This window comes from Pseudomonas sp. LY-1, assembly GCF_053502595.1.
The window spans coordinates 2,812,260-2,837,151 of record NZ_CP094353.1 but is presented as its reverse complement, the minus strand read 5'-3'; the positions used below and the strand labels follow the sequence as shown (position 1 = coordinate 2,837,151).

Genomic DNA, 24,892 nt, shown 5'->3' with positions numbered 1-24,892 from the left:
TTTCGCGAGCAAGCTCGCTCCTACACAGGGGGCGGCGGTGACATTTGCGCGACAAATCTACGCACAGAGCGTCGAGGGACGCTCTACAGTTCTACCCGCATCACGCTGTGTCTTTCCAACAACAATAAAAGGACGCACCACCATGAAGTCATTTAAACGCACCCTGCTCGCCTCTGCCCTGGCCCTGCTCGCCCTGCCGGTCATGGCCGATCCGGCCCATCCGAAAATCGGTTTTTCCATTGACGACCTGCGCCTGGAACGCTGGTCCCGCGATCGTGACTACTTCGTCGCGGCGGCGGAAAAACTCGATGCCAAGGTGTTTGTGCAGTCGGCCGATGCCAACGAGCAAAAGCAGATTTCCCAGATCGAAAACCTGATCTCCCGCGGCGTCGACGTGATCGTGATCGTGCCGTTCAACGCCACCGTGCTGACCAACGCCATCGCCGAAGCCAAGAAGGCCGGGATCAAGGTGGTGTCGTATGACCGCCTGATTCTCAACGCGGATATCGACGCCTACATCTCCTTCGATAACGAAAAGGTCGGCGAGATGCAGGCCAATGGCGTGCTGCAGGCGGCGCCCAAGGGCAACTATTTCCTGCTCGGCGGCGCGCCCACCGACAACAATGCCAAGGTCCTGCGCGAAGGCCAGATGAAGGTGCTGCAACCGGCCATCGACAAGGGCGACATCAAGATTGTCGGCCAGCAGTGGGTCAAGGAATGGAACCCGACCGAAGCCCTGAGCATCGTCGAAAACGCCCTGACCCGGAACAACAATAAGATCGACGCCATCGTCGCCTCCAACGACGCCACCGCCGGCGGTGCGATCCAGGCCCTGGCCGCGCAGAAACTGGCGGGCAAGGTGCCGATCTCCGGGCAAGACGCCGACCTCGCCGCCGTCAAGCGCGTGATCGACGGCACCCAGACCATGACCGTGTACAAGCCGCTCAAACTGATCGCCACCGAAGCCGCCAAGCTCTCGGTGCAACTGGCGCGCAACGAGAAGCCCACCTACAGCTCGCAATACGACAACGGCAGCAAGAAAGTCGACACCATCCTGCTCACCCCGACCCCGCTGACCAAGGCCAATATCGACCTGTTGGAGAAGGACGGCTTCTACACCAAAGAGCAGATCGGCCTGTAGGAGCGGGCTTGCCCGCGAAAAACGTCAACGATGACGCGGGCATCCTGGATGTGCGCGTTGCCTGGGGGTTCTTCGCGAGCAAGCTCGCTCCTACGGGAAACCGCGTTTCTTCGGCCTTTTGTGTGAGCCATCGCCATGTCGCACTACCTGCTGCAAATGAACGGCATCGTCAAACGCTTTGGCGGTGTCAACGCGCTCAACGGCATCGATATCAAGGTACGGCCGGGGGAATGTGTCGGCCTGTGCGGCGAGAACGGTGCCGGTAAATCCACCTTGATGAAGGTGCTGTCGGCGGTTTATCCCCATGGCACCTGGGACGGCGAAATTCTCTGGGACGGCCAGCCGCTCAGGGCCCAGTCGATCAGCGAAACCGAGGCCGCCGGCATCGTCATCATTCACCAGGAACTGACCCTGGTGCCGGACCTGTCGGTGGCCGAGAACATCTTCATGGGCCACGAGCTGACCCTGCCCGGCGGGCGCATGAACTACCCGGCGATGCTGCACCGCGCCGAAGCGTTGATGCGCGAGCTGAAGGTGCCGGACATGAACGTCGCGCTGCCGGTGTCGCAGTATGGCGGTGGCTACCAGCAACTGGTGGAGATCGCCAAGGCCCTGAATAAACAGGCGCGCCTGCTGATTCTCGACGAGCCCTCCTCGGCCCTGACCCGCTCGGAAATCGAGGTACTGCTGGAGATCATCAAGGGCCTCAAGGCCAAGGGCGTGGCTTGCGTGTACATCTCCCACAAGCTCGATGAAGTGGCGGCGGTGTGCGACACCATCACGGTGATCCGCGACGGCCAGCACATCGCGACCAGCGCCATGGCCGACATGGATATCCCCCGGATCATCACGCAGATGGTCGGGCGCGAAATGAGCAACCTCTACCCCACCGAGCCGCATGAGATCGGTGAGGTGATGTTCGAAGCGCGCCATGTCACCTGCTACGACGTCGACAACCCCAAGCGCAAACGCGTGGACGACATCTCCTTCGTACTCAGGCGCGGGGAAATCCTCGGCATTGCCGGGCTGGTCGGCGCCGGGCGCACGGAGCTGGTCTCGGCCTTGTTCGGCGCCTACCCCGGCCGCTACAGCGCCGAAGTCTGGCTCGATGGCCAACTGATCGACACGCGCACGCCGCTCAAATCGATCCGCGCCGGGCTGTGCATGGTGCCCGAGGACCGCAAGCGCCAGGGCATCATTCCCGACCTGGGCGTGGGCCAGAACATCACCCTGGCGGTACTCGACACCTACGCGCACCTGACGCGCATCGACGCCGAGGCAGAACTGGGCAGCATCGACCGGCAGATCGCGCGCATGCACCTCAAGACCGCCAGCCCGTTCTTGCCGATCACCAGCCTGTCCGGCGGCAATCAGCAAAAGGCCGTGCTGGCGAAAATGCTCATGGCCAAGCCCAAGGTGCTGATCCTCGACGAGCCCACGCGCGGTGTGGATGTGGGCGCCAAGTATGAGATCTACAAACTGATGGGCGCGCTGGCGGCCGAAGGCGTGGCGATCATCATGGTCTCCTCGGAACTGGCCGAAGTGCTCGGCGTGTCCAACCGCGTGCTGGTGATCGGCGACGGCCAGTTGCGCGGGGATTTCATCAACGAAGGCCTCACCCAGGAACAGGTCCTCGCCGCTGCGCTCAGCCAAAATAATAATGATCGGAAGACCGCTTAGATGAATCAGCTCAAACAGCTGTTTACCCGCTACAAAATGCTCGCGTTGGTGATCGCCGTCGCGTTCATCTGGCTGTTTTTCAGTTGGCAGACCGAGGGCGGTTTCCTCACCCCGCGCAACCTGTCCAACCTGCTGCGGCAGATGTCGATCACCGGGATTCTGGCGTGCGGCATGGTGCTGGTGATCATCAGCGGCGAGATCGATTTGTCGGTGGGCTCGTTGCTCGGCTTGTTGGGCGGGCTCGCGGCGATTCTGGACGTGGTCTATCACCTGCCGCTGCTGGCCAACCTGAGCCTGGTGGCGCTGTGCGGGTTGATGATCGGTTTAACCAACGGCTACATGACCGCGTACCTGCGCATCCCGTCGTTTATCGTCGGTTTGGGCGGCATGCTGGCGTTTCGCGGGATTCTGCTGGGCATCACCGGCGGCACCACCATCGCGCCGGTGTCGCCGTCGCTGGTGTACGTGGGCCAGGGCTATCTGCCGCATGCGGTGGGCATCGGCCTCGGGATTTTGCTGTTTGCCCTGACCCTGTTTTTGACCTGGAAACAACGGCGCAACCGTGCACTGCATGGCTTGGCCTCACACTCATTGACTCGCGACGTGCTGCGCGTGGCGGTGATCGGCGCGGTGCTGGCCGGGTTCGTCACCATCCTCAACAGCTACGACGGCATCCCGGTGCCGGTGCTGCTGTTGCTGGTGCTGCTCGGCGTGTTCAGCTACGTCACCAGCCAGACCGTATTCGGCCGCCGCGTGTATGCGGTGGGCAGCAACATGGAAGCCACGCGCCTGTCGGGCATCAACGTGCAGGCCGTCAAACTGTGGATCTTCGGCATCATGGGCGTGATGTGCGCCCTCGCCGGCCTGGTCAACACCGCACGCCTCGCCGCCGGTTCACCGTCGGCGGGCAACATGGGCGAACTCGACGCCATCGCCGCCTGCTTTATCGGCGGCACCTCCATGCGCGGCGGCTCGGGCACGGTGTATGGCGCGCTGCTCGGGGCGCTGGTGATTACCAGCCTGGATAACGGCATGTCGATGCTGGATGTGGACAGTTACTGGCAGATGATTGTGAAGGGCAGCATTTTGGTGCTGGCGGTGTGGGTGGATGTGAGTACGCGGGCGGGTCGGCGGTGAGCCCCACTCTCCCATGTGGGAGGGGCGGTGCGACGGTTCGACTTGCCCCCGATGGCGGTGGGTCAGTCACTGCATGAGTGCCTGAACCACCGCCATCGGGAGCAAGCTCCCTCCCACATGGACCGCATTTCATTGGAGTTAGTGGCATTTGGTCATGGTTTTTAAAGGGCCAGCAAGCCGGGTCGCTTTAAATTGCAGGACGTTTCCTAGACAATCTGCGCCGCCTTGTGCCTGTTGGAATCGATGGCTAGTCTGCGGTCCGTCACTGCCAAATCAGTGATCGGGTTTAGTCGCCCGGATTCAGAACAGGCGCATGGTCCCATGAAGCTCAATGGTGGCTGTGCGCAGGGCGCCTTCGGGCGCGCCGGGTTCCTGTTCTGACCGGTCGACTAACCTGCGTACAGCCGCCACCTTCGTTTAGTCGCGAAGAGTGCCGTCTCCTTGATCAGACAGGAGTTTCACCATGACCAAAGCCCTACCCGACCCACCCCACGACCCCACCAAAGACCGCGCTGCCTTCAACCGCGCCATCGACCATTACCTGCCCACCCAAGGTTTCCACGCCGTCAACGAAGACCTGAGCTTCGAAGACGCCCTGCTCTACACCGCCAGTTTGCTGGACAGCGCTTCGGCGACGGCGCTGGATTGCGGGGAGCTGCTGGAGAAACCGGAGCGGGCGAAGATTCTGGCAGTGTGGCATTTGCTGGAAATCGCCAAAACCACGGTTGACCGCTCCATCGAATGCCTCAGGCCCACGAAGACCACTGCCTGACCACGCACAAAAAATGTGGGAGGGAGCTTGCTCCCGATAGCGGTGGTTCAGGCACTCATGCAGTGACTGCCACTCCGCCATCGGGGGCAAGCCCCCTCCCACATGGACCGCATTTCATTGGAGTTAGTGGCATTTGGTCATGGTTTTTAAAGGGCCAGCAAGCCGGGTCGCTTTAAATTGCAGGACGTTTCCTAGACAATCTGCGCCGCCTTGTGCCTGTTGGAATCGATGGCTAGTCTGCGGTCCGTCACTGCCAAATCAGTGATCGGGTTTAGTCGCCCGACCTCTCATCACGTGCACGGTCTTCCATCAGTTTTTATGGTGGCTGTGCGCAGGGCGCCTTCGGGTGCGCCGGATTTTCGTGATGACCGGTCGACTAACCTGCGTACAGCCGCCACCCTACGTTTAGTCGCGGCGGGGTGGCGAATCTCAATCCATCACGGAATTACACCATGACCAAAGCCCTACCCGACCCACCCATCGATCCCACCAAAGACCGCGCTGCCTTCAACCGCGCCATCGACCATTACCTGCCCACCCAAGGTTTCCACGCCGTCAACGAGGACCTGAGCTTCGAAGACGCCCTGCTCTACACCGCCAGTCTGCTGGACAGCGCTTCGGCGACGGCGCTGGATTGCGGGGAGCTGCTGGAGAAACCGGAGCGGGCGAAGATCCTCGCGGTGTGGCATTTGCTGGAAATCGCCAAAACCACGGTTGACCGCTCCATCGAATGCCTCAGGCCCACGAAGCCCACTGCCTGACCACGCACAAAAAATGTGGGAGGGAGCTTGCTCCCGATAGCGGTGGTTCAGGCACTCATGCAGTGACTGCCACTCCGTCATCGGGGGCAAGCCCCCTCCCACATGGACCGCATTTCATTGGAGTTAGTGGCATTTGGTCATGGTTTTTAAAGGGCCAGCAAGCCGGGTCGCTTTAAATTGCAGGACGTTTCCTAGACAATCTGCGCCGCCTTGTGCCTGTTGGAATCGATGGCTAGTCTGCGGTCCGTCACTGCCAAATCAGTGATCGGGTTTAGTCGCCCGGATTCAGAACAGGCGCATGGTCCCATGAAGCTCAATGGTGGCTGTGCGCAGGGCGCCTTCGGGCGCGCCGGGTTCCTGTTCTGACCGGTCGACTAACCTGCGTACAGCCGCCACCTTCGTTTAGTCGCGAAGAGTGCCGTCTCCTTGATCAGACAGGAGTTTCACCATGACCAAAGCCCTACCCGACCCACCCATCGATCCCACCAAAGACCGCGCTGCCTTCAACCGCGCCATCGACCATTACCTGCCCACCCAAGGTTTCCACGCCGTCAACGAAGACCTGAGCTTCGAAGACGCGCTGCTCTACACCGCCAGTCTGCTGGACAGCGCTTCGGCGACGGCGCTGGATTGCGGGGAGCTGCTGGAGAAACCGGAGCGGGCGAAGATCCTCGCGGTGTGGCATTTGCTGGAAATCGCCAAAACCACGGTTGACCGCTCCATCGAATGCCTCAAGCCCACGAAGACCACTGCCTGACCACGCACAAAAAATGTGGGAGGGAGCTTGCTCCCGATAGCGGTGGTTCAGGCACTCATGCAGTGACTGCTACTCCGTCATCGGGGGCAAGCCCCCTCCCACATGGGTTTCTCTGTGTTCCTTAGGCTGTCATTTGGAGACGGGCATCGCAAACTCCGCACCTTGCTCAATGCTCTCCGACCAACGCTGCATGATCGACTTCTGCTTGGTGTAGAAGCGCACGCCTTCGGTGCCGTAGGCATGCATATCGCCGAACAGGCTCTTCTTCCAGCCGCCAAAGCCGTGCCAGGCCATCGGCACCGGGATCGGTACGTTGATGCCGACCATGCCCACTTCGATACGCCGTGCGAATTCGCGGGCGATGTTGCCGTCGCGGGTGAAGCAGCTGACGCCGTTGCCGAATTCGTGGTCGTTGACCAGTTTCACCGCTTCGGCAAAATCATTCACGCGCACGCAGGCCAGCACTGGGCCGAAGATTTCTTCGCGGTAGATGCTCATCTCTTGAGTCACATGGTCGAACAAGGTCGCGCCGAGCCAGAAGCCGTTTTCCAGGCCGGGTTCGGTCGGCACGTAATCGCGGCCGTCGAGCAGCAGTTGCGCGCCGGCCTGGACGCCTTGTTCGATATAGCCGCTGATGCGCTCCAGTGCCGCGCGCGAGACGATCGGGCCCATTTCGGCCTTGAGGTCGCGGCCGTCGGTGATGCGCAGTTGCTTGGCCCGCTCGGTCAGGGCGGCGATGACTTTGTCACCCACATCGCCCACCAGCACCGCCACGGAGATGGCCATGCAGCGTTCGCCGGCACTGCCATAGGCGGCGCCCATCAGCGCGTCGACGGTGCGTTCGATGTCGGCGTCGGGCATCACCACCATGTGGTTTTTCGCGCCGCCCAGGCCTTGCACGCGCTTGCCGTGGCGCGCACCGGTTTCGTAGATGTATTGGGCGATCGGCGTGGAGCCGACAAAGCTCACGGCCTTGACGTCCGGGTGTTCGATCAGCGCGTCCACCGCTTCCTTGTCGCCCTGCACCACGTTGAACACGCCGCTGGGCAAACCGGCTTCACGCAAAAGCTCAGCCATGAACAGCGCGGCGCTCGGGTCGGTCGGGCTGGGCTTGAGGATGAAGGTGTTGCCCGCCGCGATGGCGATCGGGTACATCCACATCGGCACCATCACCGGGAAGTTGAACGGCGTGACGCCAGCGACCACGCCCAGGGGCTGGCGCATCGTCCAGTTATCCATGCCACGCGAGACCTGATCGGAGTGTTCGCCCTTGAGCAGGTTGGGAATGCCGCAGGCGAATTCGAGGATGTCGATGCCACGGTCGACTTCGCCCTGGGCATCGGTAAACACCTTGCCGTGTTCGGCGACGATGATGCGCGCCAGGTCGTCCTTGCGTGCGCGCAGCAGGTGCAGGTATTCGAACAATACGCGGGCGCGGCGGATCGGCGGGGTATCGGCCCAACTGGCGAAGGCGGCTTGGGCGGCGGCGACGGCTTCGCCGACGGTCTGGCGGCTGGCCAGGGCGACGCGCCCGGTCACGGCGCCGGTGGCCGGGTTGTAGACATCCTGATAGCGATCATCGCGGCTCACGCGCTGGTCGTTGATGTAGTGTTCGACGGTGCTGGTCATGGCAGTAGGTCCCAGGTGGGTAGCGTTGGGACACACGATAGGCTTTCGATTTGTTCCGAACCAGAGCAGAATCCAGAACTGATTGTCCTTATAGGCGAACAATAACCCCATGGAAAAGTCTGAGATCGAAGGGCTGTGGAGCCACATTCACTGGCTCTCGGTGCTGGAAGAACACGGCACCTACACCGCCGCCGCGGCGCGCCTGGGGGTGAGCAAGTCGGCGGTCAGCCAGCGCATCAGCGACCTGGAAAAAGCCACCGGCACGCGCCTGGTCACCCGCACCACCCGTAGCGTGCGCCTGACCGACGCCGGGCAGTCACTGACGCGGGACGTGCGCAGCGCCTACGAACAGATCGCCCGCAGTTTTTCTTCGGTGCGCGACGCCGCCGGGGAAATCCGCGGCTTGGTGCGCTTGACCGCGCCGGTCGCGTTCGCCCGGCAGCAACTGGTGCCGCACCTGTCGGCCTTCCTGCAACTGTACCCGCAGGTGCGAGTGCAGTTGGAGGTGTCGGATGCCTTGAGTTCACTGGCCGCCGAAGGCTACGACCTGGCGGTGCGCCACGGTTTTCAGGTGCCGGAAACCCACGTCGCATGGAAGCTGTGCGACACCACCTCGGTGCTGGTCGCCACCCGCGACTACCTGCAACGCCACGGCGAACCGCGCACCCCCGGCGAGCTCAGCGCGCATAACTGCCTCTACTACCCGCGCGGCACCGAGCAGCCCGCCTGGACCTTCGAGCGCGGCGGCAAAACCCTCGAACGGGTCACCGTGCCGATCGCCGGAAGCTTCTCGACCAACAACAGCGAAGCCTTGCGCGACTCGGCGCTCAATCACCTGGGCATCGCCCTGCTCCCGGATTTCAGCGCCCATGCGGCGCTGGCCGGCGGCACGCTGGTGCAGGTGCTCAAGGGCTGGACGCTCAAGGGCGCGTTTGCCGATGAGATTTACTTGATACGGCCCTACTCGCCCCATGTACCCAAGTCCGTAAGTGCATTGGTGGGTTATCTGAAGGAAAAACTCTCCGGTGGCTTTCGTGTCACGGGTTGACCGCCTCATCGCTGAGACGCTGCCGGCTGGCGCGTTTGGGTGGGCGGCAGGTAGGCGGATCGCTCGATCACATCCGTGCGTACCGCCGAAGGTTGCCCCGCCGGGTTACGCGCAAAGCTGCACAGGGTGACGGGCAGTTGCGAGAGCGGGTAACTCGTTCCGCCCGTGGCGAGGATGTAGCGGACGTCGTCATTGTCACGGCAGGCAGCTTCCGCCGAGGTGTCCACATAGAAGTAATGGTGGCTGAAGGCGGTCTGCGGGTCGTCCCAGTTGACGCTGTAGTTCAGGCCGATGCGCGGGACCGGCGCCGGGTCGGTCAAGAACACCGAGTGGGTGAACGCATTGTGCAGCAAGGCCGGCGTCAACGGCTCGCCGGGGGTTTGGACGCCGATGATGCACAGCACATACGCCCCCAGCGCCGGGCCGATGGCCTGATTGATGTAGCCCTGGGTTGACGCAATGGCACGTTGATAGCCATTGGGCAGCCTGCATTCATTGACGTTGCGCACAGCCTTGAAGCGATAGAACGGGTCCTGGATCGAGAACCTGATGTTCCAGGTGGGCTGCACACTCTGCCCGAATTCGCCCAGTTGCATATGCACATAGGGGTTGAGCTTCCAGGGTTCCTCAAGGTGGATATCGACGGCTTTGAGCTGGCAAGCAGGCGTATCGTTCGAGAATTGGCCCTCGACAAAACAACGGTGCAGGTCGTTGGCGGGATAGCTGTAGTTGAACTTGGCCGCTTCACACGCCGAGACGTTCTGGCAGTTGTTGAGGATGTCTTTTTTAATGACCGCCGCGACTTTGCTGACAATGCCGGTGACTTCATTGGTATGCCGGTCCAGCATCGGGCTGCCGGAACTGCCGTACTGCAGGTCATTGCAGCGGTTTTTCAGGGCACCGGGAAACACCCCGGGATGCTCGACAAAGCTGTTGGTCGCGGTTTCCTTGCAGGCACTCATACGCAAGCCCTTCTGGCGAAACCCGCTCGGCGAACCGACATTCACGACCTCACGTTCCCCGGTACTTTGATGGGTGGCGAGCTTGAGCGGCATGATGCCGTCGGTGATCAGCCCGGCGAGTGAGGTATCCAGTTCGAGCACCGCCAGATCAGTGCCGACCATGCTGGTCCAGTGCGCCGTTTTAATGCGAAACGTGCGCTGTTGCGCCGGCGTGTCGTGGAAATAATTGAACGTGATGCTCGCCTCGATGGCTTGGTTGACATGGGCCGTGCCGAAGCTGAAGTACACGCAATGCCCACTGGTCAAGACATACGCCGGGCCGACGGCCTTGCTCTGGCGGTTGCGGGTGTCCAGCAGCACCGCGTTGCAGGTTTGGCCGATCGCATTTTTCAACAACCCGATACCGGACCACAGCGCGTAACGCTGGTCGTGGTTCTGCAGCGCCAGGGAGGCGCTGCCATCGTTCAATCCCTCGGCCAGGTCTCTGGCGTGGGTGTGGCCGGTAAGGCAAGGCAACAGCAGTAACACGAGGGGGAAAATGCAGCGGGTCAGCATGGTCGAACGTCCGGGTGGCAACAGGGGTGGTGCCGAAACGTACTTGAGGCGTGGCGAACAGGTGACCTACATAGATGTGGGGGCGGCCGGCTTGAGCGTATTTTTTTCGCCGGGATATTGCCAGCAACGACTAAAAGTCCATAATGGACAAATTAGTTTACAGCGGAGTTCCCCATGTCCAGCACGCCCCATGTCATCCAGCAGGCCCAAGCGCGCGAGTTACTCGCTCAGATCGACGTACCCCAGATCCTGCACAAGCTGTTCCGCGACCTCGCCGCCGGGCTGGCGGTGCAACCGCCGCAACAGTTAGTGGCGTTTCCGAAGGGCGCCGGCGACTTCATCAACTACCTGGGCGTGCTGGCCGAGGACGGCGTGTACGGGGTCAAGACTTCGCCGTACATCGTAGGGGAGCAAGGGCCATTGGTGACGGCCTGGACGCTGTTGATGTCGATGCACAGCGGCCAACCGTTGCTGCTGTGCGATGCCCATGAACTGACCACCGCACGCACCGCCGCCACCACGGCCCTCGCGGTGGACGCCCTGGCGCCATTGGCCGCCCGGCGCCTGGCGATCATCGGCAGCGGCAAGGTCGCCCAGGCGCACTTGCGCTACGTGCAAAACCTGCGGGACTGGCAGCACATCAGCCTGTTTTCACCGAGCCTGGCCAGCGCCAGCCCCGCCACCCTCGCGCAGCTCACCGGCCTCGACCCGCGCCTGAGCATCGCCGACAGCTGCGCGGCGGCCGTGGCGGATGCCGACGTGATCATGCTGTGTACCTCGTCGGCCGGCCCGGTGCTCGACCCGGCGCACCTGAGCAAACCGGCGCTGATCACTTCGATCAGCACCAATGCGCCCCGCGCCCATGAAGTGCCGCCCCACAGCCTTAACGCGATGCAGGTATTCTGCGACTATCGCCAGACCACTCCGGACGCAGCCGGCGAAATGCTGATCGCCAGCGAACAGCACGGCTGGGACAAACGCGCGGTGATGGGCGACCTGCCCGAGCTACTCAGTGACATGGCACAGCGCCCGGACTACCAGCGCCCGGTGTTTTTCCGGTCCATCGGGCTGGGTCTGGAAGACATTGCACTGGCTAACGCGCTGTACCAGCTGCAGCGCTAACCCCACCTTCAGGAGATGTTCATGAGCCACGCAGACTTCATCATCATCGGCGGCGGGATTGCCGGCGCGTCCACGGGTTTCTGGCTGTCGCCCCACGGCAAGGTACTGGTACTGGAGCGTGAGGCCCACCCCGGCTATCACTCGACCGGGCGTTCGGCCGCGCTCTACAGCGCCGCCTACGGCACCCCGCAAGTGCGCGCACTGACCCTGGCCAGCCGGGCGTTTTTCGACAACCCGCCCGCCGGTTTCTGCGAACACCCGCTGCTCACGCCCCGGGGCGAGATGACTGTGGACTTCAGCGGCGACCCGGCCGAACTGGACAAGCAATACCTCAGCGCCAAGGCCACCGTGTCGCAGGTCGAACGACTGAGTGCTGACGAAGCCTGTGCACGCTTGCCGATCCTGCGGCGTGACAAAGTCCACGGGGCGATCTACGACCCGACCGCCAGCGACATCGACACCGACGCCCTGCACCAAGGCTACCTGCGCGGCATCCGCCGCAACCACGGCGAAGTGCGGACCGACAGCCACGTGCTGGGCCTGAACCGCACTGCCGACGGCCTGTGGCACGTACAAACCCAGCATGAAACCTGCACCGCGCCGATCATCATCAACGCTGCCGGCGCGTGGGCCGACCATATCGGCGGGCTGGCCGGCGCCGCGTCCGTCGGCCTGCAACCCAAGCGTCGTTCGGCGTTCATCTTCGCCGGCCCCGAAGGCGTGGACAGCCACGCCTGGCCGATGCTGGTGGCCCTCGACGAAGCGTTCTACATGAAACCCGATGCCGGCATGTTCCTCGGTTCGCCGGCCAACGCCGACCCGGTGGAACCCCAGGACATCCAGCCCGAAGAACTGGACATCGCCATGGGGATCCACCAGATCGAAGAAGCCACCACCCTGACCATCCGCCGCCCGACCCGCACCTGGGCCGGCCTGCGCAGTTTTGTCCACGACGGTGATTTGCTGTCCGGCTTCGATCCGCGGGTGGCCGGGCTGTTCTGGGTGGCGGCACAGGGCGGGTACGGCATCCAGACCTCGCCCGCGATGGGCCAGGCCAGCGCGGCCTTGGTGCGCGGCGCGGCGCTACCGGAGCCACTGACGCGGTTCGGCCTGGACGCTGGTATGCTCTCCCCCGAACGCCTGGAGCCGCATTGATGAACACCGCTGAACAAGACAAGGTCCTGCAGAACTTCCGTGCGATCGCCGATGCGATCGCCACGTTGTTCTTCCCCCACGCCGAAGTGGTGCTGCACGACCTGCGCACGCAAAAGGTCGACTACATCGCCAACAACCTGTCGAAACGGGCCATCGGTGACGATTCGGCGCTGGAAGACATGCTGAGCGACGACATCCGCGAAGTGAATATCGGCCCCTACGAAAAGCTCAACTGGGACGGTCAGAAAATCCGCAGCCTGAGCACCGTGCTGCGCGACCACAAAGGTCGCCCGCTGGCCGTGCTGTGCATCAACCTGAATATCTCGCTGTTCGAAAACGCCAAGGCGGCGCTGGACCTGTTTCTGTCACCCAGCAAGCTGATCCCGCAACCGGACTCACTGTTTCGCGATGACTGGCAGGAACGGATCAACACCTTCTTGCACGCCTGGCTGCGCGAACGCCAGTTGAGCCTGAACCTGCTGACCCGCGACCACAAGCGCGAGCTGGTGCTGGCGCTGCACGCCGAAGGCGCGTTCAAGGGCAAGAGCGCCTCGAACTACGTGGCCAATGTGTTGGGCATGGGGCGGGCAACGGTCTACAAGCACTTGAAGGAACTGAAGGGCTGAAGCCGGCAGCCGCGATCAAATGTGAGAGCGGGCTTGCCAGGGCTCGACAGCTCTCACACTGACCTACAGCGTTTTCAAGTGCGTATTCAGCATCAGTCGCCGTAGATATCGGACTTGAAGTACTGCGCGGAAATCTTCTGGTACTCGCCATTGGCGCGGATGCCGTCGATGGCCGCATTCAACTCACTGACCAACGCGCTATTGCCCTTGCGCACCGCAATGCCGGCGCCCTCGCCCACGTATTTCGGGTCTTTGAGCTCCGGCCCGACAAACGCATAACCCTGGCCTCGCGGCAGCGACAGGAAGTCACTCAGGGGGATGGTGTCGGCAAAGATCGCATCCAGGCGCCCCGCCGCCAGGTCCATGTAGATTTCTTCGTTATTGCTGTAGCGCTTGACGTTGATGCCCTTGGGTTCGAACACCTCGGTAGCATACCGGTCGGTGGTGGTGGCCCGCTGCACGCCGACGGTCTTGCCTTTGAGGCTGGCGTACTGGTCGTCCACCACCGCGCCGTCCTTCATCACCAGGCGCGATGAGGTGAAGTAATACTTGTGGGTGAAATCCACCGACTTCTTGCGGTCTTCGTTGATGGTCATGGACGACAAGGCCATGTCGATTTTCTTCACTTTCAGCGAAGGAATCAGCCCATCGAACTCGCCTTCGACCCACACACACTTGACTTTCATCTGCGCGCACAAAGCGTTGCCGATGTCATAGTCGAACCCGACGATTGTGCCTTCCTGGGTCTTCGATGCGAACGGCGGGTAAGCCGCCTCGATGCCGATGCGCAGGGTTTTCTCGGCGGCCAGGGCGTGGCCGTAAGCGAACAGGCTCAGGGCCAGGGCGGTGATGAGGGAGCGTTTCTTCATGGTCGTGGTCTCGCAAGTTATTGTCGATTTGGCAAGATTGAAGAAAAAGTCAGGCAGGTTTTTGTACTTATAAATCCATAATGGACTTTAGCGTATTTTCCGTCAATTGCTTCCAGGCAACCCACGCACGGGGCTCAGGTGCAGGGGGAATCGGCTTCGGCGTGAGCGGATGGCGGGATCAGCGAAGCCAGGTATTCGCCAAACCCGCCCTGGCACTTGTAGTCCCGACGCGCGCTGGTAATCACCGGAATGGTGGCCGTCCAGGCGATCCGCGCGCCGGTCCGTTCAAGGTCGGCCACCAGGCGGACGTCTTCATCGGCGGCCAGGTGCTGAAACCCACCGGCGGTGCGATAGGCCTCGGCACTCAACCCAAGGTTTGCCCCATGGATGTGGCGGTGGTTTTCGATGAATCGGTAGCGCTCCAGGTATTGCGCACGCACCCGTTCGCCGTGCTCGTTCCAGCTGTCGACCTCGACGGTGCCGCACACCGCATCAGCGCCAAACCCGAGCTGGCGCACCAGCCAATCCTGGGGAACCCGCGTGTCTGCATCCGTGAAGGCAAGCCACTGCACGCCGCGCTTGAGCAACGTCTCGGCGCCGACGGCTCTGGCCTTGCCCACATTCTGAAAACGCACGTCGAGTGTCGCCGCACCGTGGGCCGCCGCCAACGCGTCGGTGCGGTCGGAACAGTCATCCAGAACCACGAGTATCTCAACCGGGCGGCCGTCAAGCGCGGGATGTTCACTGGCGAGCCGCACAGAAGCGAGGCACTCGCTGATCTGCCGCTCTTCATTATGGGCGGGTATCACGACTCCTATCATTGGCGTTGCCTCAGTTGGCGAAGTATGTCCAGCTATCGACATAGCGCTGAGGCAGAAGGTTTAAACAATCTTGTGCCGCCGCCTGACGACGCGCATCGTTGCCGCCGTGCCTCCCCAAAAAATTCGCACGAATGGCTTGCCTTCGCCTCATAGAGTGGTGACGCTTAGGTATTTGGGTAACCGTCAAAGGGCAAGGCGCATGCATCGAGTCACCACGAGCCGTTTTTTCACCGGGCTGTTCGCCCTGCTGATGCTGTGCGCTACGTTGCCCAGCCTCGCGCAGGCTGCGCCTTCGCTGATCAGCGACCCGCGCAGTGTGCCGCTGCTGGCTGAAGACGCCAGTGTGCAAGACCTCAACGACCAACTCGACCTGATCCGCCAGAAAGTCACGGGCAGCGCCAACGACGACCTGCTCTCGACCTTGCGCCAGGCCGCCTTGCAGGTGCAAAAACAGGCCGACACCCTGGCCGCCAAACAAATCCTCGATCTTGAACACCTGGATGACCAGCTCAACGTGCTTGGCCCGGTACAGGTCAATGAGCCTCCCAGCCTGACCCAACAACGCAGCGCATTGACCCGGCAGAAGAACACCCTGCTCAACGAGCAGCGCCAGGCCAGCAGCCTGAGCCAATCCGCCAGCGACATGGCCGCGCAGATCTTCAGCCTGCGCCGCAGCCTCTTCGACTCACAGATCAGCACCCGCTCGGCGAGCCCGATCAGTGTGGTGTTCTGGTCCAACATCATCCGCCCGACCGACGACGATCTCAGCCGTTTACGCGGCCTGTACGCCGATGTACGCAGCGTGACGGACACCGCCGTGGCGCCGGGAAACCGCTGGTTTTTCATGAGCATGCTGTTCAGTGCGCTGCTGGTCTGGGTGACGGGACGACGGGTGTTGGAGCACACGCTGGTCCGCCTGACGGTGCGCTGGATCCCCGAAGGCCGCCTGCGTCGCAGTGCGCTGGCGCTGGCGGTGGGGCTGGCCACCGTGCTGACCATCAGCCTGGCCGCCACGCTGCTGCGCTGGGGCGTGCTACGCGACACCGTGCCCAGCGCCGATATGCTAACGCTGCTCGATCAATTGCAGACCCTGGTGGTGTTCTGCGCCTTCATTGTCGGCCTCGGTCGCGCCCTGTTGATGCGCGCGCATCCGTCCTGGCGCCTACCCCAGATCCCCGACCAGATCGCCGTCGCCCTGGCCCCCTTCCCCGTGCTGATGGGCCTGGCCTTGATGCTGATCGGCACCCAGGAACGCATCAACAGCGTCATCGCCAGCAGCCTGGCACTGACCACGGCGGTGAACGGCCTGACCGCGCTGGCCATCGCGCTGGTGTTCTTCTTCGGCCTGCTGCGTTACCGCCGCACCCGCCGCCGATACGCGCTTGAACGCATGAGCGGCATCGCCGGGCTGATTCCGTTTGTCGCCGGGACCTGGATCGGGATCAGCCTGCTGGCGCTGTTGAGCGGCTACCTGACCCTGGCTTACTTCCTCACCGTCAAGCTGCTGTGGATGAGCGTGGTCGCGGCAACGGCTTATCTGCTGATCGCCTGCTTCGGCGACCTCTGCGAGACCCTGCTCTCGCCGAAACAGCCTGGCGGCCTGGCGCTCGGCTCGGCCCTGGGCCTGTCCGAACGCCACCAGGCACAGGCCAGCACGATACTCGCGGGCGTGGGCCGCACCCTGCTGATGTTCACCGCGGTGCTGCTGGCGTTCCTGCCCTCCGGCTCCAGCCCGGGCGAGCTGCTGGCGGGCCTGACGCAACTCGACCTGGGCAGCAAGCCGCTGGGCAACCTGAACATCGCCCCTGGCGATATTCTGCTGGCCCTTGTCCTGCTCGCGATCGGCCTGTTCGGCGTGCGCGTGCTCAAGAACTGGCTCGGCGAACGGCTGCTGCCGGAAACCAACATGGACGCCGGCATGCGCGCCTCGCTGGTGACCCTGGTGGGTTACATCGGCTTCGTGCTGGTCGCGGTGGTGGTGATGTCCACGCTGAATATCAGCCTGACCAACTTGACCTGGGTGGTCAGTGCGCTGTCGGTGGGCATCGGTTTCGGCCTGCAGGCGATCGTGCAGAACTTCATCTCCGGCCTGATCCTGCTCACCGAACGCCCGGTCAAAGTCGGCGATTGGGTCAGCCTCGCGGGCGTCGAAGGCGATATCCGCCGCATCAACGTGCGCGCCACGGAAATCCAGATGTCCGATCGCTCAACGGTGATCGTGCCCAACTCGCAGTTCATCACCCAGAACGTGCGCAACGTGACCATGGGCAATGCGCTGGGCGTGGTCGGCATCACCCTGACCCTGCCGCTGGAAACCGATGTGCTGCAGATCCGCGAACTGCTGTTGACGGCATTCACCGAACACGAAGACGTGCTGGACACGCCGGCGCCGTCGGTGACGTTCAAGGACCTGACCGCCAACGGATTGGTCATCGGCGTCAGCGGTTACGTCAACAGCCCGCGCTCGGTGGGAACAGCCCGCAGCGACCTGCTGTTCACCGTCCTCGGGCGCCTGCGCGAACTCGGCGTGGCGCTGTCATCGCCGCAGAGTATGGTGCTGATCAATGAGGCGGCGGAAAAAGCCTCGCCGGCCGATTAGAGCGCCACACAACCAAGCATCAGCACTCCGCCAATTGCGTTCTGATTTTTTCCACCACGCCCTGCATGGCCGGCAGATAGCGGCGGGCGGCTTCCTCAACTGACATCGCCTTGGCGATGTAGACCAGATTCAGGCAGCCCATCACCCGCTCCTCGTGCCTGATCGGAATCGCAATCGCAGCGATTTTACGCTCAAGGCCCCAGTGGGAATTGTTTTCGCCGTAGCCCTTGCCGAGGGTGTGCTCGACCAACCGATCGACAAAGCCGCGATCCGCCGCCAGCGCCGACTGTTCATCGTCGCGGCTGATCAACAACTCGATCAGCTCTTCGCGCTCGGCCGGCGGGCAGAACGCGAAGTACGCGCGCCCGATGGCGGTCATGAGCAAGGGTAAACGCCGGCCGACCATGGAGCGGTGAAACGACAGGCGACTGAAGCGATGCGTGGTCTCGCGTATCACCATGGCGTCGCCGTCCAGCGTACACAGGTCGGTGGGCCAGACCACTTGTTGCAGCAACTCGCCGAGCAGCGGTGCGGCAATCGACGAAATCCATTGCTCGTCGCGAAATCCCTCGCTCAGTTCACGGACTTTCAGCGTCAGGCGATAGCTGTCATCCGACTCGCTGCGGCGCACATAACCCTCGGCCTGCAAGGTCTCCAGCAGCCGGCGAACCGTGGTCCGGTGCAGCCCGCTTTGCTCGGCCAACTGCGCCGTACTGGCCCCGCCATCGAAACGATTCAAGCCATTGATCAGGGCCAAACCCCGCATCAGCCCACGAACGGTTTTGTATTCTGTTTCGCTCATGGACGCTCCATTATCGTTTCAAATCAACGCTGTGCACCTGGTGCACACTAGCAGGGGTTTTCGTTGTCCACCAGCCTCGTGATTTCCATACTGCGCCCCACAAGAAATCCAAAAACGCTGTACGGAGATACCCATGAGTCTTGCACCCGCTCCTTCCACATTGGAGCTGACCGCCGACGTTGCCATCGTCGGCGCCGGCCCTGTCGGCTTGATGATCGCCAATTACCTGGGACAACGTGGCGTGAACGTCACCTTGGTGGAAAAGCTCGACACCCTGATCGACTACCCCCGCGCCATCGGCCTGGACGATGAAAGCCTGCGCACATTCCAGGCCGTCGGTCTGGCGGACAAGGTGCTGCCGCATACCACGCCTTGGCACGCCATGCGTTTCCTGACGCCCAAGGGTCGCTGCTTTGCCGATATCCAACCGAAAACCGACGAGTTCGGCTGGTCCCGCCGCAACGCGTTCATTCAACCTTTGGCCGACCGCGTGCTGTTCGACGGCCTGCAGCGCTTCAGCAACGTCAAGGTGCTGTTCAGTCGCGAGCTAGACAGCTTTGAACAAAGCGACAGCGCGGTGGTGCTCAACCTCAAGGATCAGCATGGCCGCAGCGAACGCCTGAATGCCCGTTACCTGATCGGTTGCGACGGTGGCAACAGCCTGGTGCGGCGCAGCCTGGACATCAGTTTCGAAGGCAAGACCGCGCCCAATCAGTGGATCGTGGTCGACATCGCCAACGACCCGCTGGCCACGCCCCATGTCTATCTGTGCTGCGACCCGGTGCGTCCTTACGTGTCCGCCGCCCTGCCCCATGGCGTGCGTCGTTTCGAGTTCATGGTGATGCCCGGCGAAACCGAGACCGAGCTGAGCAAGCCCGAGAACCTGCGCAAGCTGCTGAGCAAAGTCTTGCCCAACCCCGACCGCATCGAGCTGATCCGCAGCCGCGTCTATACCCATAACGCGCGTCTGGCCGGGCGGTTCCGCCAGGGCCGGGTGCTGCTGGCCGGCGATGCCGCGCACATCATGCCGGTATGGCAAGGCCAGGGTTACAACAGCGGCATGCGCGATGCCTTGAACCTGGCGTGGAAACTCGCGCTGGTGATCAAGGGCCTGGCCGCCGACAGCCTGCTCGACAGCTACGAACAGGAACGCCGCGACCACGCCAAGGCGATGATCAACCTCTCCGTACTCGCCGGCCACGTATTGGCGCCGCCGAAACGCTGGCAAGGCACCCTGCGCGATGGGGTGTCGTGGCTGCTCAACTACCTGCCGCCGGTCAAGCGTTACTTCGTCGAAATGCGCTTCAAACCGATGCCGCAATACACCCGGGGCGCGTTGATCGTGCCGACTGCAACGGGCTCGCCGGTGGGCAAGATGTTCATTCAGCCAAAGGTCTTGACCGACGCCGGCACCACTGTGCTGCTGGACGAAGTGATTGGCGACAACTTTGCGATCATTGCCTGGGGCTGCGATCCGACCTGGGGCCTGTCGGCCACGCAAATCGCCCATTGGAAAGCCCTGGGCACGCGCTTCATCCAAGTGTTGCCGGACGTCCAGCTCCGAGTACCGAGCGATGCCGGCCAAGACGTGATCCGCGTGGGTGACAGCAGCGGGCGCTTGAAAGAATGGTTCGCGCTCGGCACCTCGTCCATCGCCCTGGTGCGTCCGGACCGCTTCCTCGCCGGCCTGGCCATCCCGCAAACCGTCGGCCAGGCCTGCGATGACCTGGCCCGGGCACTCAAAGCCGTGCCACCGACCTCGGCGAACGCTGTTGTCAGCAAGGTCGCGTGACATGAGCGCCTTTGTGCATTGTTTGTCTCATACGCCGTTGGTGGGCTACGTCGATCCGGCGCCGCAGGTATTGGCTGAAGTCGACGGCGTGATCGACGCCGCGCGCGAGCGTATCGCCCGCTTCGACCCGCAGTTGGTGGTGCTGTTCGCTCCCGACCATTACAACGGCTTTTTCTACGACGTGATGCCGGCCTTTTGCATCGGCATGGCGGCCCACGCGATTGGCGATTTCGACACCGCCGCCGGCCCGCTCGACGTGCCCAAAGCGCTGGCCGAATCCTGCGCCCAGGCGGTGCTGGATGCCGGTGTCGATGCCGCGGTGTCGTATCGCATGCAGGTCGACCATGGGTTCGCGCAACCGTTGGAACTGTTGCTCGGCGGCTTGCAGCGCTGCCCGGTGATTCCGGTGTTTATCAACTCGGTGGCGGTGCCGCTGCCGAGTTTCAAACGCGCCCGACTGCTGGGTGAAGCGATCGGCCAATGGGCCAAAGCGCTGGATAAACGTGTGCTGTTCCTCGCTTCCGGTGGTTTGTCCCATCAGCCACCGGTACCGGAACTGGCCAAGGTCGACGCGCGCATGGCTGACCGTCTGATGGGCAGCGGGCGTCAGCTCCCCGCCGATGAACGACAGGCCCGCCAGAACCGGGTGATTCAAGCCGCCCGCGCTTTCGTCGAAGACCCGAACAGCCTGCACCCGCTGAACCCGGCCTGGGATCAGCAGTTTCTCGACAGCCTCGAACAGGGCCGCATGCGCGACCTCGACAGCTTGGGCAATGACGCGTTGTCGGCGCTGGCCGGCAAGTCGACCCATGAAGTCAAAACCTGGGTCGCCGCCTTCGCTGCCCTGAGTGCCTTCGGCCCGTATCAGACCGAAGGCCGCTACTACCGCCCGATTCCCGAGTGGATCGCAGGTTTCGGTGCGCTTGGCGCACAGCCGCTGCCCCCTCACCCATGAATTCAAGGAACACTGCCATGACTGCCACTGCTTTCAGTGAAGCCTCCACCAGCCGCTTTGCCCGTATCAAGGAAGGCGACCTGGACCTGCAACTGCACTACAACGACCTTGGCGAAGGCGCCGAAACCGTGGTCATGCTGCACGGCTCCGGGCCGGGCGCGAGCGGCTGGGCCAACTTCAATCGCAATATCGAGCCGCTGGTGAATGCCGGTTTTCGCGTGATCCTGATGGATTGCCCCGGCTGGAGCAAAAGCGACACGATCGTCAGCGAAGGCTCGCGCTCGAACCTCAATGCCCAAGCGCTCAAGGGCCTGCTCGATGTGCTGGGGCTGGAGCGCGTGCACATCATCGGCAATTCGATGGGGGCCCACAGCACCGTCGCCTTCGCCCTGGAATACCCTGAGCGGATCGGCAAGCTGATCCTGATGGGCGGCGGCACCGGCGGCCCGAGCGCCTTCGTGCCGCAGCCCACCGAAGGCATCAAGCTGATCGGCGCGCTGTACCGCGACCCGACCATCGAGAACCTGAAGAAGATGATGAATGTCTTCGTTTTCGACGCCAGCGGCCTCACCGACGAGCTGTTCCAGACCCGCCTGGACAACATCCTGTCGCGCCGCGATCACCTGGACAACTTCGTCAAGAGCAGCACGCTCAACCCCAAGCAATTTCCGGATTTCAGCCACCGCCTGCACGAAATCAGCGCCGACACCCTGCTCGTCTGGGGCCGCGAGGACCGCTTCGTGCCGATGGACACCGGCTTGCGCCTGCTGGCCGGCCTGCCCCGGGCGCAGTTGCACGTGTTCAACCGTTGCGGCCACTGGGCGCAGTGGGAACACGCCGAGAAGTTCAACCGCATGGTCCTGGACTTCCTGACCCACTGATCATCGAGGCTGACATGACACTGACTCAAGACACCCTGCAACAACTCGCCGCCGACCTGCGCCAGGCCGAAGACCACGGCGAAGCCATCGGGCCGCTGCGCGAGCGGATCGGTGCAGACAACGCCGCCGCCGCGTATGCCATCCAGCGCCTCAACGTCGACCACGGCGTGGCCAACGGGCGCCGCGTGGTCGGGCGCAAGATCGGCCTGACCAACCCCAAGGTCCAGGCCCAGTTGGGCGTGGACCAGCCGGACTTCGGCACCCTGTTTGCCGACATGTGCTACGGCGACAACGCCACCGTGCCGAGCGGCCGCGTACTGCAACCGAAGATCGAGGCTGAAATCGCGCTGATCCTCGAACGCGACCTGCCCCGCGCCGACACCACATTCGCCGACGTGATGGCGGCCACCGGCTGGGTCGTGCCGGCTCTGGAAATCGTCGGCAGTCGCATCCAGGGCTGGAACATCCGCTTCGTCGATACCGTGGCTGACAACGCGTCCAGCGGCTGCTTCGTACTGGGCGGCCCGGCTCGACGTCTCGATGGGCTCGACCTGCGCCAGGCCAGCATGCGGATGACCCGCAACGCTGAAGAAGTGTCCAGCGGCAGTGGCGCCGAATGCCTTGGTCACCCGCTCAATGCGGCGGTCTGGCTGGCCTGCGCCATGGCGCGCCTGGGCGATCCGCTGCGCGCCGGCGACATCATTCTCACCGGCGCGCTGGGGCCGATGGTGGCGGTCGCTGCCGGTGATCGGTTCGAGGCCGAGATCGACGGCATCGGCCGGGTCGGCGTGAACTTCTCGGTAGACAGTCGCGCCGAGTAATCGGCGACTTGCGTGCATATGAGGCAATAACAATGAATAAACTCAAAGTCGCCATCATCGGTTCCGGCAACATCGGCACCGACCTGATGATCAAGATCCTGCGCAACGCCAAACACCTGGAAATGGCGGTCATGGTCGGCATCGACCCGGCCTCCGACGGCCTCGCCCGCGCCCAGCGCATGGGCGTGGCCACCACCCACGAAGGCGTCGAAGGCCTGACCCGCATGGACGTGTTCCAGCACATCGACTTCGTCTTCGATGCCACCTCGGCCGGCGCGCATGTGCAGAACGATGCGTTCCTGCGCGCGATCAAGCCCGGCATCCGCCTGATCGACCTGACGCCGGCAGCCATCGGCCCGTACTGCGTGCCGGTGGTGAACCTGGAGCAGAACCTCGATCAGCTCAACGTCAACATGGTCACCTGCGGCGGCCAGGCGACTATCCCGATGGTCGCCGCGGTGTCGCGCGTGGCCAAGGTGCATTACGCCGAGATCGTCGCCTCGATCGCGAGTAAATCCGCCGGGCCCGGCACCCGCGCCAATATCGACGAATTCACCGAAACCACCTCCAAGGCCATCGAAGTCATCGGCGGTGCGGCCAAGGGCAAGGCGATCATCGTGATGAACCCGGCCGAGCCGCCGTTGATCATGCGCGACACGGTGTTCGTGCTGTCCGAAGCGGCGGATCAGGCGCTGGTCGAAGCCTCCATCGTCGAAATGGCGGCGGCCGTGCAGGCTTATGTGCCGGGCTATCGCCTCAAGCAAAACGTGCAGTTCGACGTGATCCCGGCAGATGCGCCGCTGAACATTCCTGGCCTGGGCAAATTCTCCGGCCTGAAAACCTCGGTGTTCCTCGAAGTCGAAGGCGCCGCCCATTACCTGCCAGCCTACGCCGGCAACCTCGACATCATGACCTCCGCAGCCTTGGCTACCGCCGAGCGCATGGCGCAGTCGATGCAACAGGCCTGAGGAGAGCGACATGAACGGTAAGAAAATCTACATCTCCGACGTGACCCTGCGCGATGGCAGCCATGCGGTGCGTCATCAGTATTCGCTGCAAAACGTGCAGGACATCGCCCGCGCCCTGGACAAGGCCAAGGTCGACTCGATCGAAGTCGCCCACGGCGACGGCCTGCAAGGCTCGAGCTTCAACTATGGCTTCGCGGCGCACACCGACCTGGAATGGATCGAAGCCGCCGCCGACGTGATCAGCCACGCCAAGATCACCACGCTGTTGCTGCCCGGCATCGGCACCGTGCATGACCTCAAGGCGGCGTACAACGCCGGTGCCCGCGTGGTGCGGATCGCCACCCATTGCACCGAGGCCGACGTCTCCAGACAGCACATCGAATACGCCCGCGAACTGGGCATGGACACCGTCGGCTTCCTGATGATGAGCCACATGATCCCGGCCGAGCAGCTCGCCGCCCAGGCCAAGCTGATGGAAAGCTACGGCGCGACCTGCGTGTACATGGCCGACTCCGGCGGCGCGATGAACATGCAGGACATCCGTGATCGCTTCCGTGCGTTCAAGGCCGTGCTCAAGCCGGAAACCGAAACCGGCATGCACGCCCACCACAACCTCTCGCTCGGCGTGGCCAACTCGATCACCGCGGTCGAGGAAGGCTGCGACCGCATCGACGCCAGCCTCGCCGGCATGGGCGCCGGGGCCGGCAACGCGCCGCTGGAAGTGTTCATCGCCGCCGCCGAACGCCTGGGCTGGAACCACGGCACCGACCTCTACACCTTGATGGACGCAGCGGACGACATCGTGCGGCCGTTGCAGGATCGGCCGGTGCGGGTCGACCGCGAGTCCCTGGCGCTGGGGTATGCCGGGGTCTATTCGAGCTTCCTGCGCCATGCCGAAATCGCTGCGGCCAAGTACGGTTTGAAGACCGTGGACATCCTCGTCGAGCTGGGCAAACGCCGCATGGTCGGTGGCCAGGAAGACATGATCGTCGACGTCGCGCTGGACCTGCTCAAACGCTGAACCGTGCATCCCCCCGTC

22 protein-coding genes are annotated in these 24,892 nt (G+C 63.0%); 17 read left to right on the top strand and 5 right to left on the bottom strand.

The genetic code is table 11. From position 1 onward, the window contains the following. Positions 1-142 precede the first annotated feature (142 nt). The 6 genes from xylF to MOQ67_RS13105 all read left to right on the top strand — a co-directional run bounded on the left by xylF (position 143) and on the right by MOQ67_RS13105 (position 6,248). On the top strand, positions 143-1,141 hold the full coding sequence (xylF, locus tag MOQ67_RS13130) for a D-xylose ABC transporter substrate-binding protein (protein ID WP_017847900.1): 999 nt from the start codon (positions 143-145) through the stop codon (positions 1,139-1,141). Between the two features lie 135 nt (positions 1,142-1,276). Continuing rightward, entirely contained in the window at positions 1,277-2,821 is a 1,545-nt protein-coding gene (xylG, locus tag MOQ67_RS13125; protein ID WP_108526648.1) for a D-xylose ABC transporter ATP-binding protein, read from the top strand. Next, a complete protein-coding gene (locus MOQ67_RS13120; RefSeq protein WP_198717251.1) occupies positions 2,822-3,958 on the top strand; it encodes a sugar ABC transporter permease in 1,137 nt (378 codons plus the stop codon). Positions 3,959-4,421: 463 nt separating this feature from the next. Continuing rightward, positions 4,422-4,730: a DUF6124 family protein gene (locus MOQ67_RS13115; protein WP_169881414.1), complete on the top strand. Its 309-nt coding sequence runs from the start codon at positions 4,422-4,424 to the stop codon at positions 4,728-4,730. A gap of 452 nt (positions 4,731-5,182) precedes the next feature. After that, a complete protein-coding gene (locus MOQ67_RS13110; RefSeq protein WP_448675933.1) occupies positions 5,183-5,491 on the top strand; it encodes a DUF6124 family protein in 309 nt (102 codons plus the stop codon). Between the two features lie 448 nt (positions 5,492-5,939). Next, entirely contained in the window at positions 5,940-6,248 is a 309-nt protein-coding gene (locus MOQ67_RS13105; RefSeq protein ID WP_057005912.1) for a DUF6124 family protein, read from the top strand. A gap of 129 nt (positions 6,249-6,377) precedes the next feature. Here MOQ67_RS13105 and MOQ67_RS13100 read toward each other — a convergent pair whose 3' ends face one another. Then, positions 6,378-7,877, bottom strand: coding sequence for a CoA-acylating methylmalonate-semialdehyde dehydrogenase (locus tag MOQ67_RS13100; protein WP_198717252.1), 1,500 nt, complete (start codon positions 7,875-7,877; stop codon positions 6,378-6,380). Positions 7,878-7,986: 109 nt separating this feature from the next. Between MOQ67_RS13100 and MOQ67_RS13095 the strand changes: the two genes are divergently transcribed. Next, positions 7,987-8,925 carry a LysR family transcriptional regulator gene (locus MOQ67_RS13095; protein ID WP_102618279.1) on the top strand — a complete coding sequence of 313 codons (939 nt, stop codon included), beginning with the start codon at positions 7,987-7,989 and terminating at the stop codon, positions 8,923-8,925. 5 nt (positions 8,926-8,930) lie between these two features. Here MOQ67_RS13095 and MOQ67_RS13090 read toward each other — a convergent pair whose 3' ends face one another. Continuing rightward, positions 8,931-10,442 (bottom strand): trypsin-like serine peptidase, encoded by a 1,512-nt coding sequence (locus MOQ67_RS13090; RefSeq protein WP_198717253.1) that lies wholly within the window; start codon positions 10,440-10,442, stop codon positions 8,931-8,933. A 174-nt stretch (positions 10,443-10,616) separates the two neighbouring features. Here MOQ67_RS13090 and MOQ67_RS13085 point away from each other — a divergent pair, with 174 nt between their 5' ends. From MOQ67_RS13085 to MOQ67_RS13075, 3 genes are read left to right on the top strand one after another with little or no spacing between them, the layout of a single operon-like run. Continuing rightward, positions 10,617-11,564, top strand: coding sequence for an ornithine cyclodeaminase family protein (locus tag MOQ67_RS13085; protein WP_017847911.1), 948 nt, complete (start codon positions 10,617-10,619; stop codon positions 11,562-11,564). Between the two features lie 21 nt (positions 11,565-11,585). Continuing rightward, the gene (locus MOQ67_RS13080) at positions 11,586-12,719 is read left to right on the top strand and encodes an NAD(P)/FAD-dependent oxidoreductase (protein ID WP_108525586.1); all 1,134 of its coding nucleotides are present in this window, start codon (positions 11,586-11,588) and stop codon (positions 12,717-12,719) included. Next, a complete protein-coding gene (locus MOQ67_RS13075; RefSeq protein WP_017847913.1) occupies positions 12,719-13,345 on the top strand; it encodes a helix-turn-helix transcriptional regulator in 627 nt (208 codons plus the stop codon). The genes MOQ67_RS13080 and MOQ67_RS13075 overlap by 1 nt, the downstream gene beginning before the upstream one ends. A 92-nt stretch (positions 13,346-13,437) precedes the next feature. Here MOQ67_RS13075 and MOQ67_RS13070 read toward each other — a convergent pair whose 3' ends face one another. Further along, on the bottom strand, positions 13,438-14,214 hold the full coding sequence (locus tag MOQ67_RS13070; RefSeq protein ID WP_198717254.1) for an ABC transporter substrate-binding protein: 777 nt from the start codon (positions 14,212-14,214) through the stop codon (positions 13,438-13,440). Positions 14,215-14,348: 134 nt separating this feature from the next. After that, positions 14,349-15,035, bottom strand: coding sequence for a glycosyltransferase (locus tag MOQ67_RS13065; RefSeq protein WP_046383938.1), 687 nt, complete (start codon positions 15,033-15,035; stop codon positions 14,349-14,351). A gap of 199 nt (positions 15,036-15,234) precedes the next feature. Here MOQ67_RS13065 and MOQ67_RS13060 point away from each other — a divergent pair, with 199 nt between their 5' ends. Then, positions 15,235-17,634: a DUF3772 domain-containing protein gene (locus MOQ67_RS13060; protein ID WP_198717255.1), complete on the top strand. Its 2,400-nt coding sequence runs from the start codon at positions 15,235-15,237 to the stop codon at positions 17,632-17,634. Between the two features lie 19 nt (positions 17,635-17,653). Here the strand turns inward: MOQ67_RS13060 and MOQ67_RS13055 are convergent, their stop codons facing one another. After that, positions 17,654-18,436, bottom strand: coding sequence for a DNA-binding transcriptional regulator (locus MOQ67_RS13055; RefSeq protein WP_017847917.1), 783 nt, complete (start codon positions 18,434-18,436; stop codon positions 17,654-17,656). Positions 18,437-18,569: 133 nt separating this feature from the next. On the opposite strand from MOQ67_RS13055, the gene MOQ67_RS13050 reads away from it, so the two are divergent. The 6 genes from MOQ67_RS13050 to dmpG are packed head-to-tail and all read left to right on the top strand — an operon-like array spanning position 18,570 to position 24,874. Then, on the top strand, positions 18,570-20,228 hold the full coding sequence (locus tag MOQ67_RS13050; protein ID WP_046383940.1) for a bifunctional 3-(3-hydroxy-phenyl)propionate/3-hydroxycinnamic acid hydroxylase: 1,659 nt from the start codon (positions 18,570-18,572) through the stop codon (positions 20,226-20,228). 1 nt (position 20,229) lies between these two features. Next, positions 20,230-21,183 (top strand): 3-carboxyethylcatechol 2,3-dioxygenase, encoded by a 954-nt coding sequence (mhpB, locus tag MOQ67_RS13045; protein WP_046484029.1) that lies wholly within the window; start codon positions 20,230-20,232, stop codon positions 21,181-21,183. Between the two features lie 17 nt (positions 21,184-21,200). Next, positions 21,201-22,064, top strand: a complete 864-nt coding sequence (locus MOQ67_RS13040; RefSeq protein ID WP_198717256.1) for an alpha/beta fold hydrolase — start codon at positions 21,201-21,203, stop codon at positions 22,062-22,064. A 14-nt stretch (positions 22,065-22,078) separates the two neighbouring features. After that, complete coding sequence (mhpD, locus tag MOQ67_RS13035; protein ID WP_079443509.1) at positions 22,079-22,885, top strand: 2-keto-4-pentenoate hydratase; 807 nt, start codon at positions 22,079-22,081, stop codon at positions 22,883-22,885. A 32-nt stretch (positions 22,886-22,917) separates the two neighbouring features. Next, the gene (locus MOQ67_RS13030; protein ID WP_090234805.1) at positions 22,918-23,853 is read left to right on the top strand and encodes an acetaldehyde dehydrogenase (acetylating); all 936 of its coding nucleotides are present in this window, start codon (positions 22,918-22,920) and stop codon (positions 23,851-23,853) included. A gap of 10 nt (positions 23,854-23,863) precedes the next feature. Beyond that, positions 23,864-24,874 carry a 4-hydroxy-2-oxovalerate aldolase gene (dmpG, locus tag MOQ67_RS13025; protein WP_017847923.1) on the top strand — a complete coding sequence of 337 codons (1,011 nt, stop codon included), beginning with the start codon at positions 23,864-23,866 and terminating at the stop codon, positions 24,872-24,874. Positions 24,875-24,892: the final 18 nt, after the last annotated feature.

What these genes read in the sequence shown, in the direction of transcription:
- MOQ67_RS13120 (WP_198717251.1), top strand. Translation starts at nt 2,822, where the DNA reads ATGAATCAGCTCAAACAGCTGTTTACCCGCTACAAAATGCTCGCGTTG.
- xylF (WP_017847900.1), top strand. Translation starts at nt 143, where the DNA reads ATGAAGTCATTTAAACGCACCCTGCTCGCCTCTGCCCTGGCCCTGCTC.
- MOQ67_RS13075 (WP_017847913.1), top strand. Translation starts at nt 12,719, where the DNA reads ATGAACACCGCTGAACAAGACAAGGTCCTGCAGAACTTCCGTGCGATC.
- MOQ67_RS13110 (WP_448675933.1), top strand. Translation starts at nt 5,183, where the DNA reads ATGACCAAAGCCCTACCCGACCCACCCATCGATCCCACCAAAGACCGC.
- MOQ67_RS13070 (WP_198717254.1), bottom strand. Translation starts at nt 14,214, where the DNA reads ATGAAGAAACGCTCCCTCATCACCGCCCTGGCCCTGAGCCTGTTCGCT.
- MOQ67_RS13090 (WP_198717253.1), bottom strand. Translation starts at nt 10,442, where the DNA reads ATGCTGACCCGCTGCATTTTCCCCCTCGTGTTACTGCTGTTGCCTTGC.
- MOQ67_RS13050 (WP_046383940.1), top strand. Translation starts at nt 18,570, where the DNA reads ATGAGTCTTGCACCCGCTCCTTCCACATTGGAGCTGACCGCCGACGTT.
- MOQ67_RS13030 (WP_090234805.1), top strand. Translation starts at nt 22,918, where the DNA reads ATGAATAAACTCAAAGTCGCCATCATCGGTTCCGGCAACATCGGCACC.
- MOQ67_RS13095 (WP_102618279.1), top strand. Translation starts at nt 7,987, where the DNA reads ATGGAAAAGTCTGAGATCGAAGGGCTGTGGAGCCACATTCACTGGCTC.
- MOQ67_RS13100 (WP_198717252.1), bottom strand. Translation starts at nt 7,877, where the DNA reads ATGACCAGCACCGTCGAACACTACATCAACGACCAGCGCGTGAGCCGC.
- MOQ67_RS13115 (WP_169881414.1), top strand. Translation starts at nt 4,422, where the DNA reads ATGACCAAAGCCCTACCCGACCCACCCCACGACCCCACCAAAGACCGC.
- MOQ67_RS13085 (WP_017847911.1), top strand. Translation starts at nt 10,617, where the DNA reads ATGTCCAGCACGCCCCATGTCATCCAGCAGGCCCAAGCGCGCGAGTTA.
- dmpG (WP_017847923.1), top strand. Translation starts at nt 23,864, where the DNA reads ATGAACGGTAAGAAAATCTACATCTCCGACGTGACCCTGCGCGATGGC.
- MOQ67_RS13055 (WP_017847917.1), bottom strand. Translation starts at nt 18,436, where the DNA reads ATGAGCGAAACAGAATACAAAACCGTTCGTGGGCTGATGCGGGGTTTG.
- MOQ67_RS13105 (WP_057005912.1), top strand. Translation starts at nt 5,940, where the DNA reads ATGACCAAAGCCCTACCCGACCCACCCATCGATCCCACCAAAGACCGC.
- MOQ67_RS13080 (WP_108525586.1), top strand. Translation starts at nt 11,586, where the DNA reads ATGAGCCACGCAGACTTCATCATCATCGGCGGCGGGATTGCCGGCGCG.
- xylG (WP_108526648.1), top strand. Translation starts at nt 1,277, where the DNA reads ATGTCGCACTACCTGCTGCAAATGAACGGCATCGTCAAACGCTTTGGC.
- MOQ67_RS13040 (WP_198717256.1), top strand. Translation starts at nt 21,201, where the DNA reads ATGACTGCCACTGCTTTCAGTGAAGCCTCCACCAGCCGCTTTGCCCGT.
- mhpB (WP_046484029.1), top strand. Translation starts at nt 20,230, where the DNA reads ATGAGCGCCTTTGTGCATTGTTTGTCTCATACGCCGTTGGTGGGCTAC.
- MOQ67_RS13065 (WP_046383938.1), bottom strand. Translation starts at nt 15,035, where the DNA reads ATGATAGGAGTCGTGATACCCGCCCATAATGAAGAGCGGCAGATCAGC.
- mhpD (WP_079443509.1), top strand. Translation starts at nt 22,079, where the DNA reads ATGACACTGACTCAAGACACCCTGCAACAACTCGCCGCCGACCTGCGC.
- MOQ67_RS13060 (WP_198717255.1), top strand. Translation starts at nt 15,235, where the DNA reads ATGCATCGAGTCACCACGAGCCGTTTTTTCACCGGGCTGTTCGCCCTG.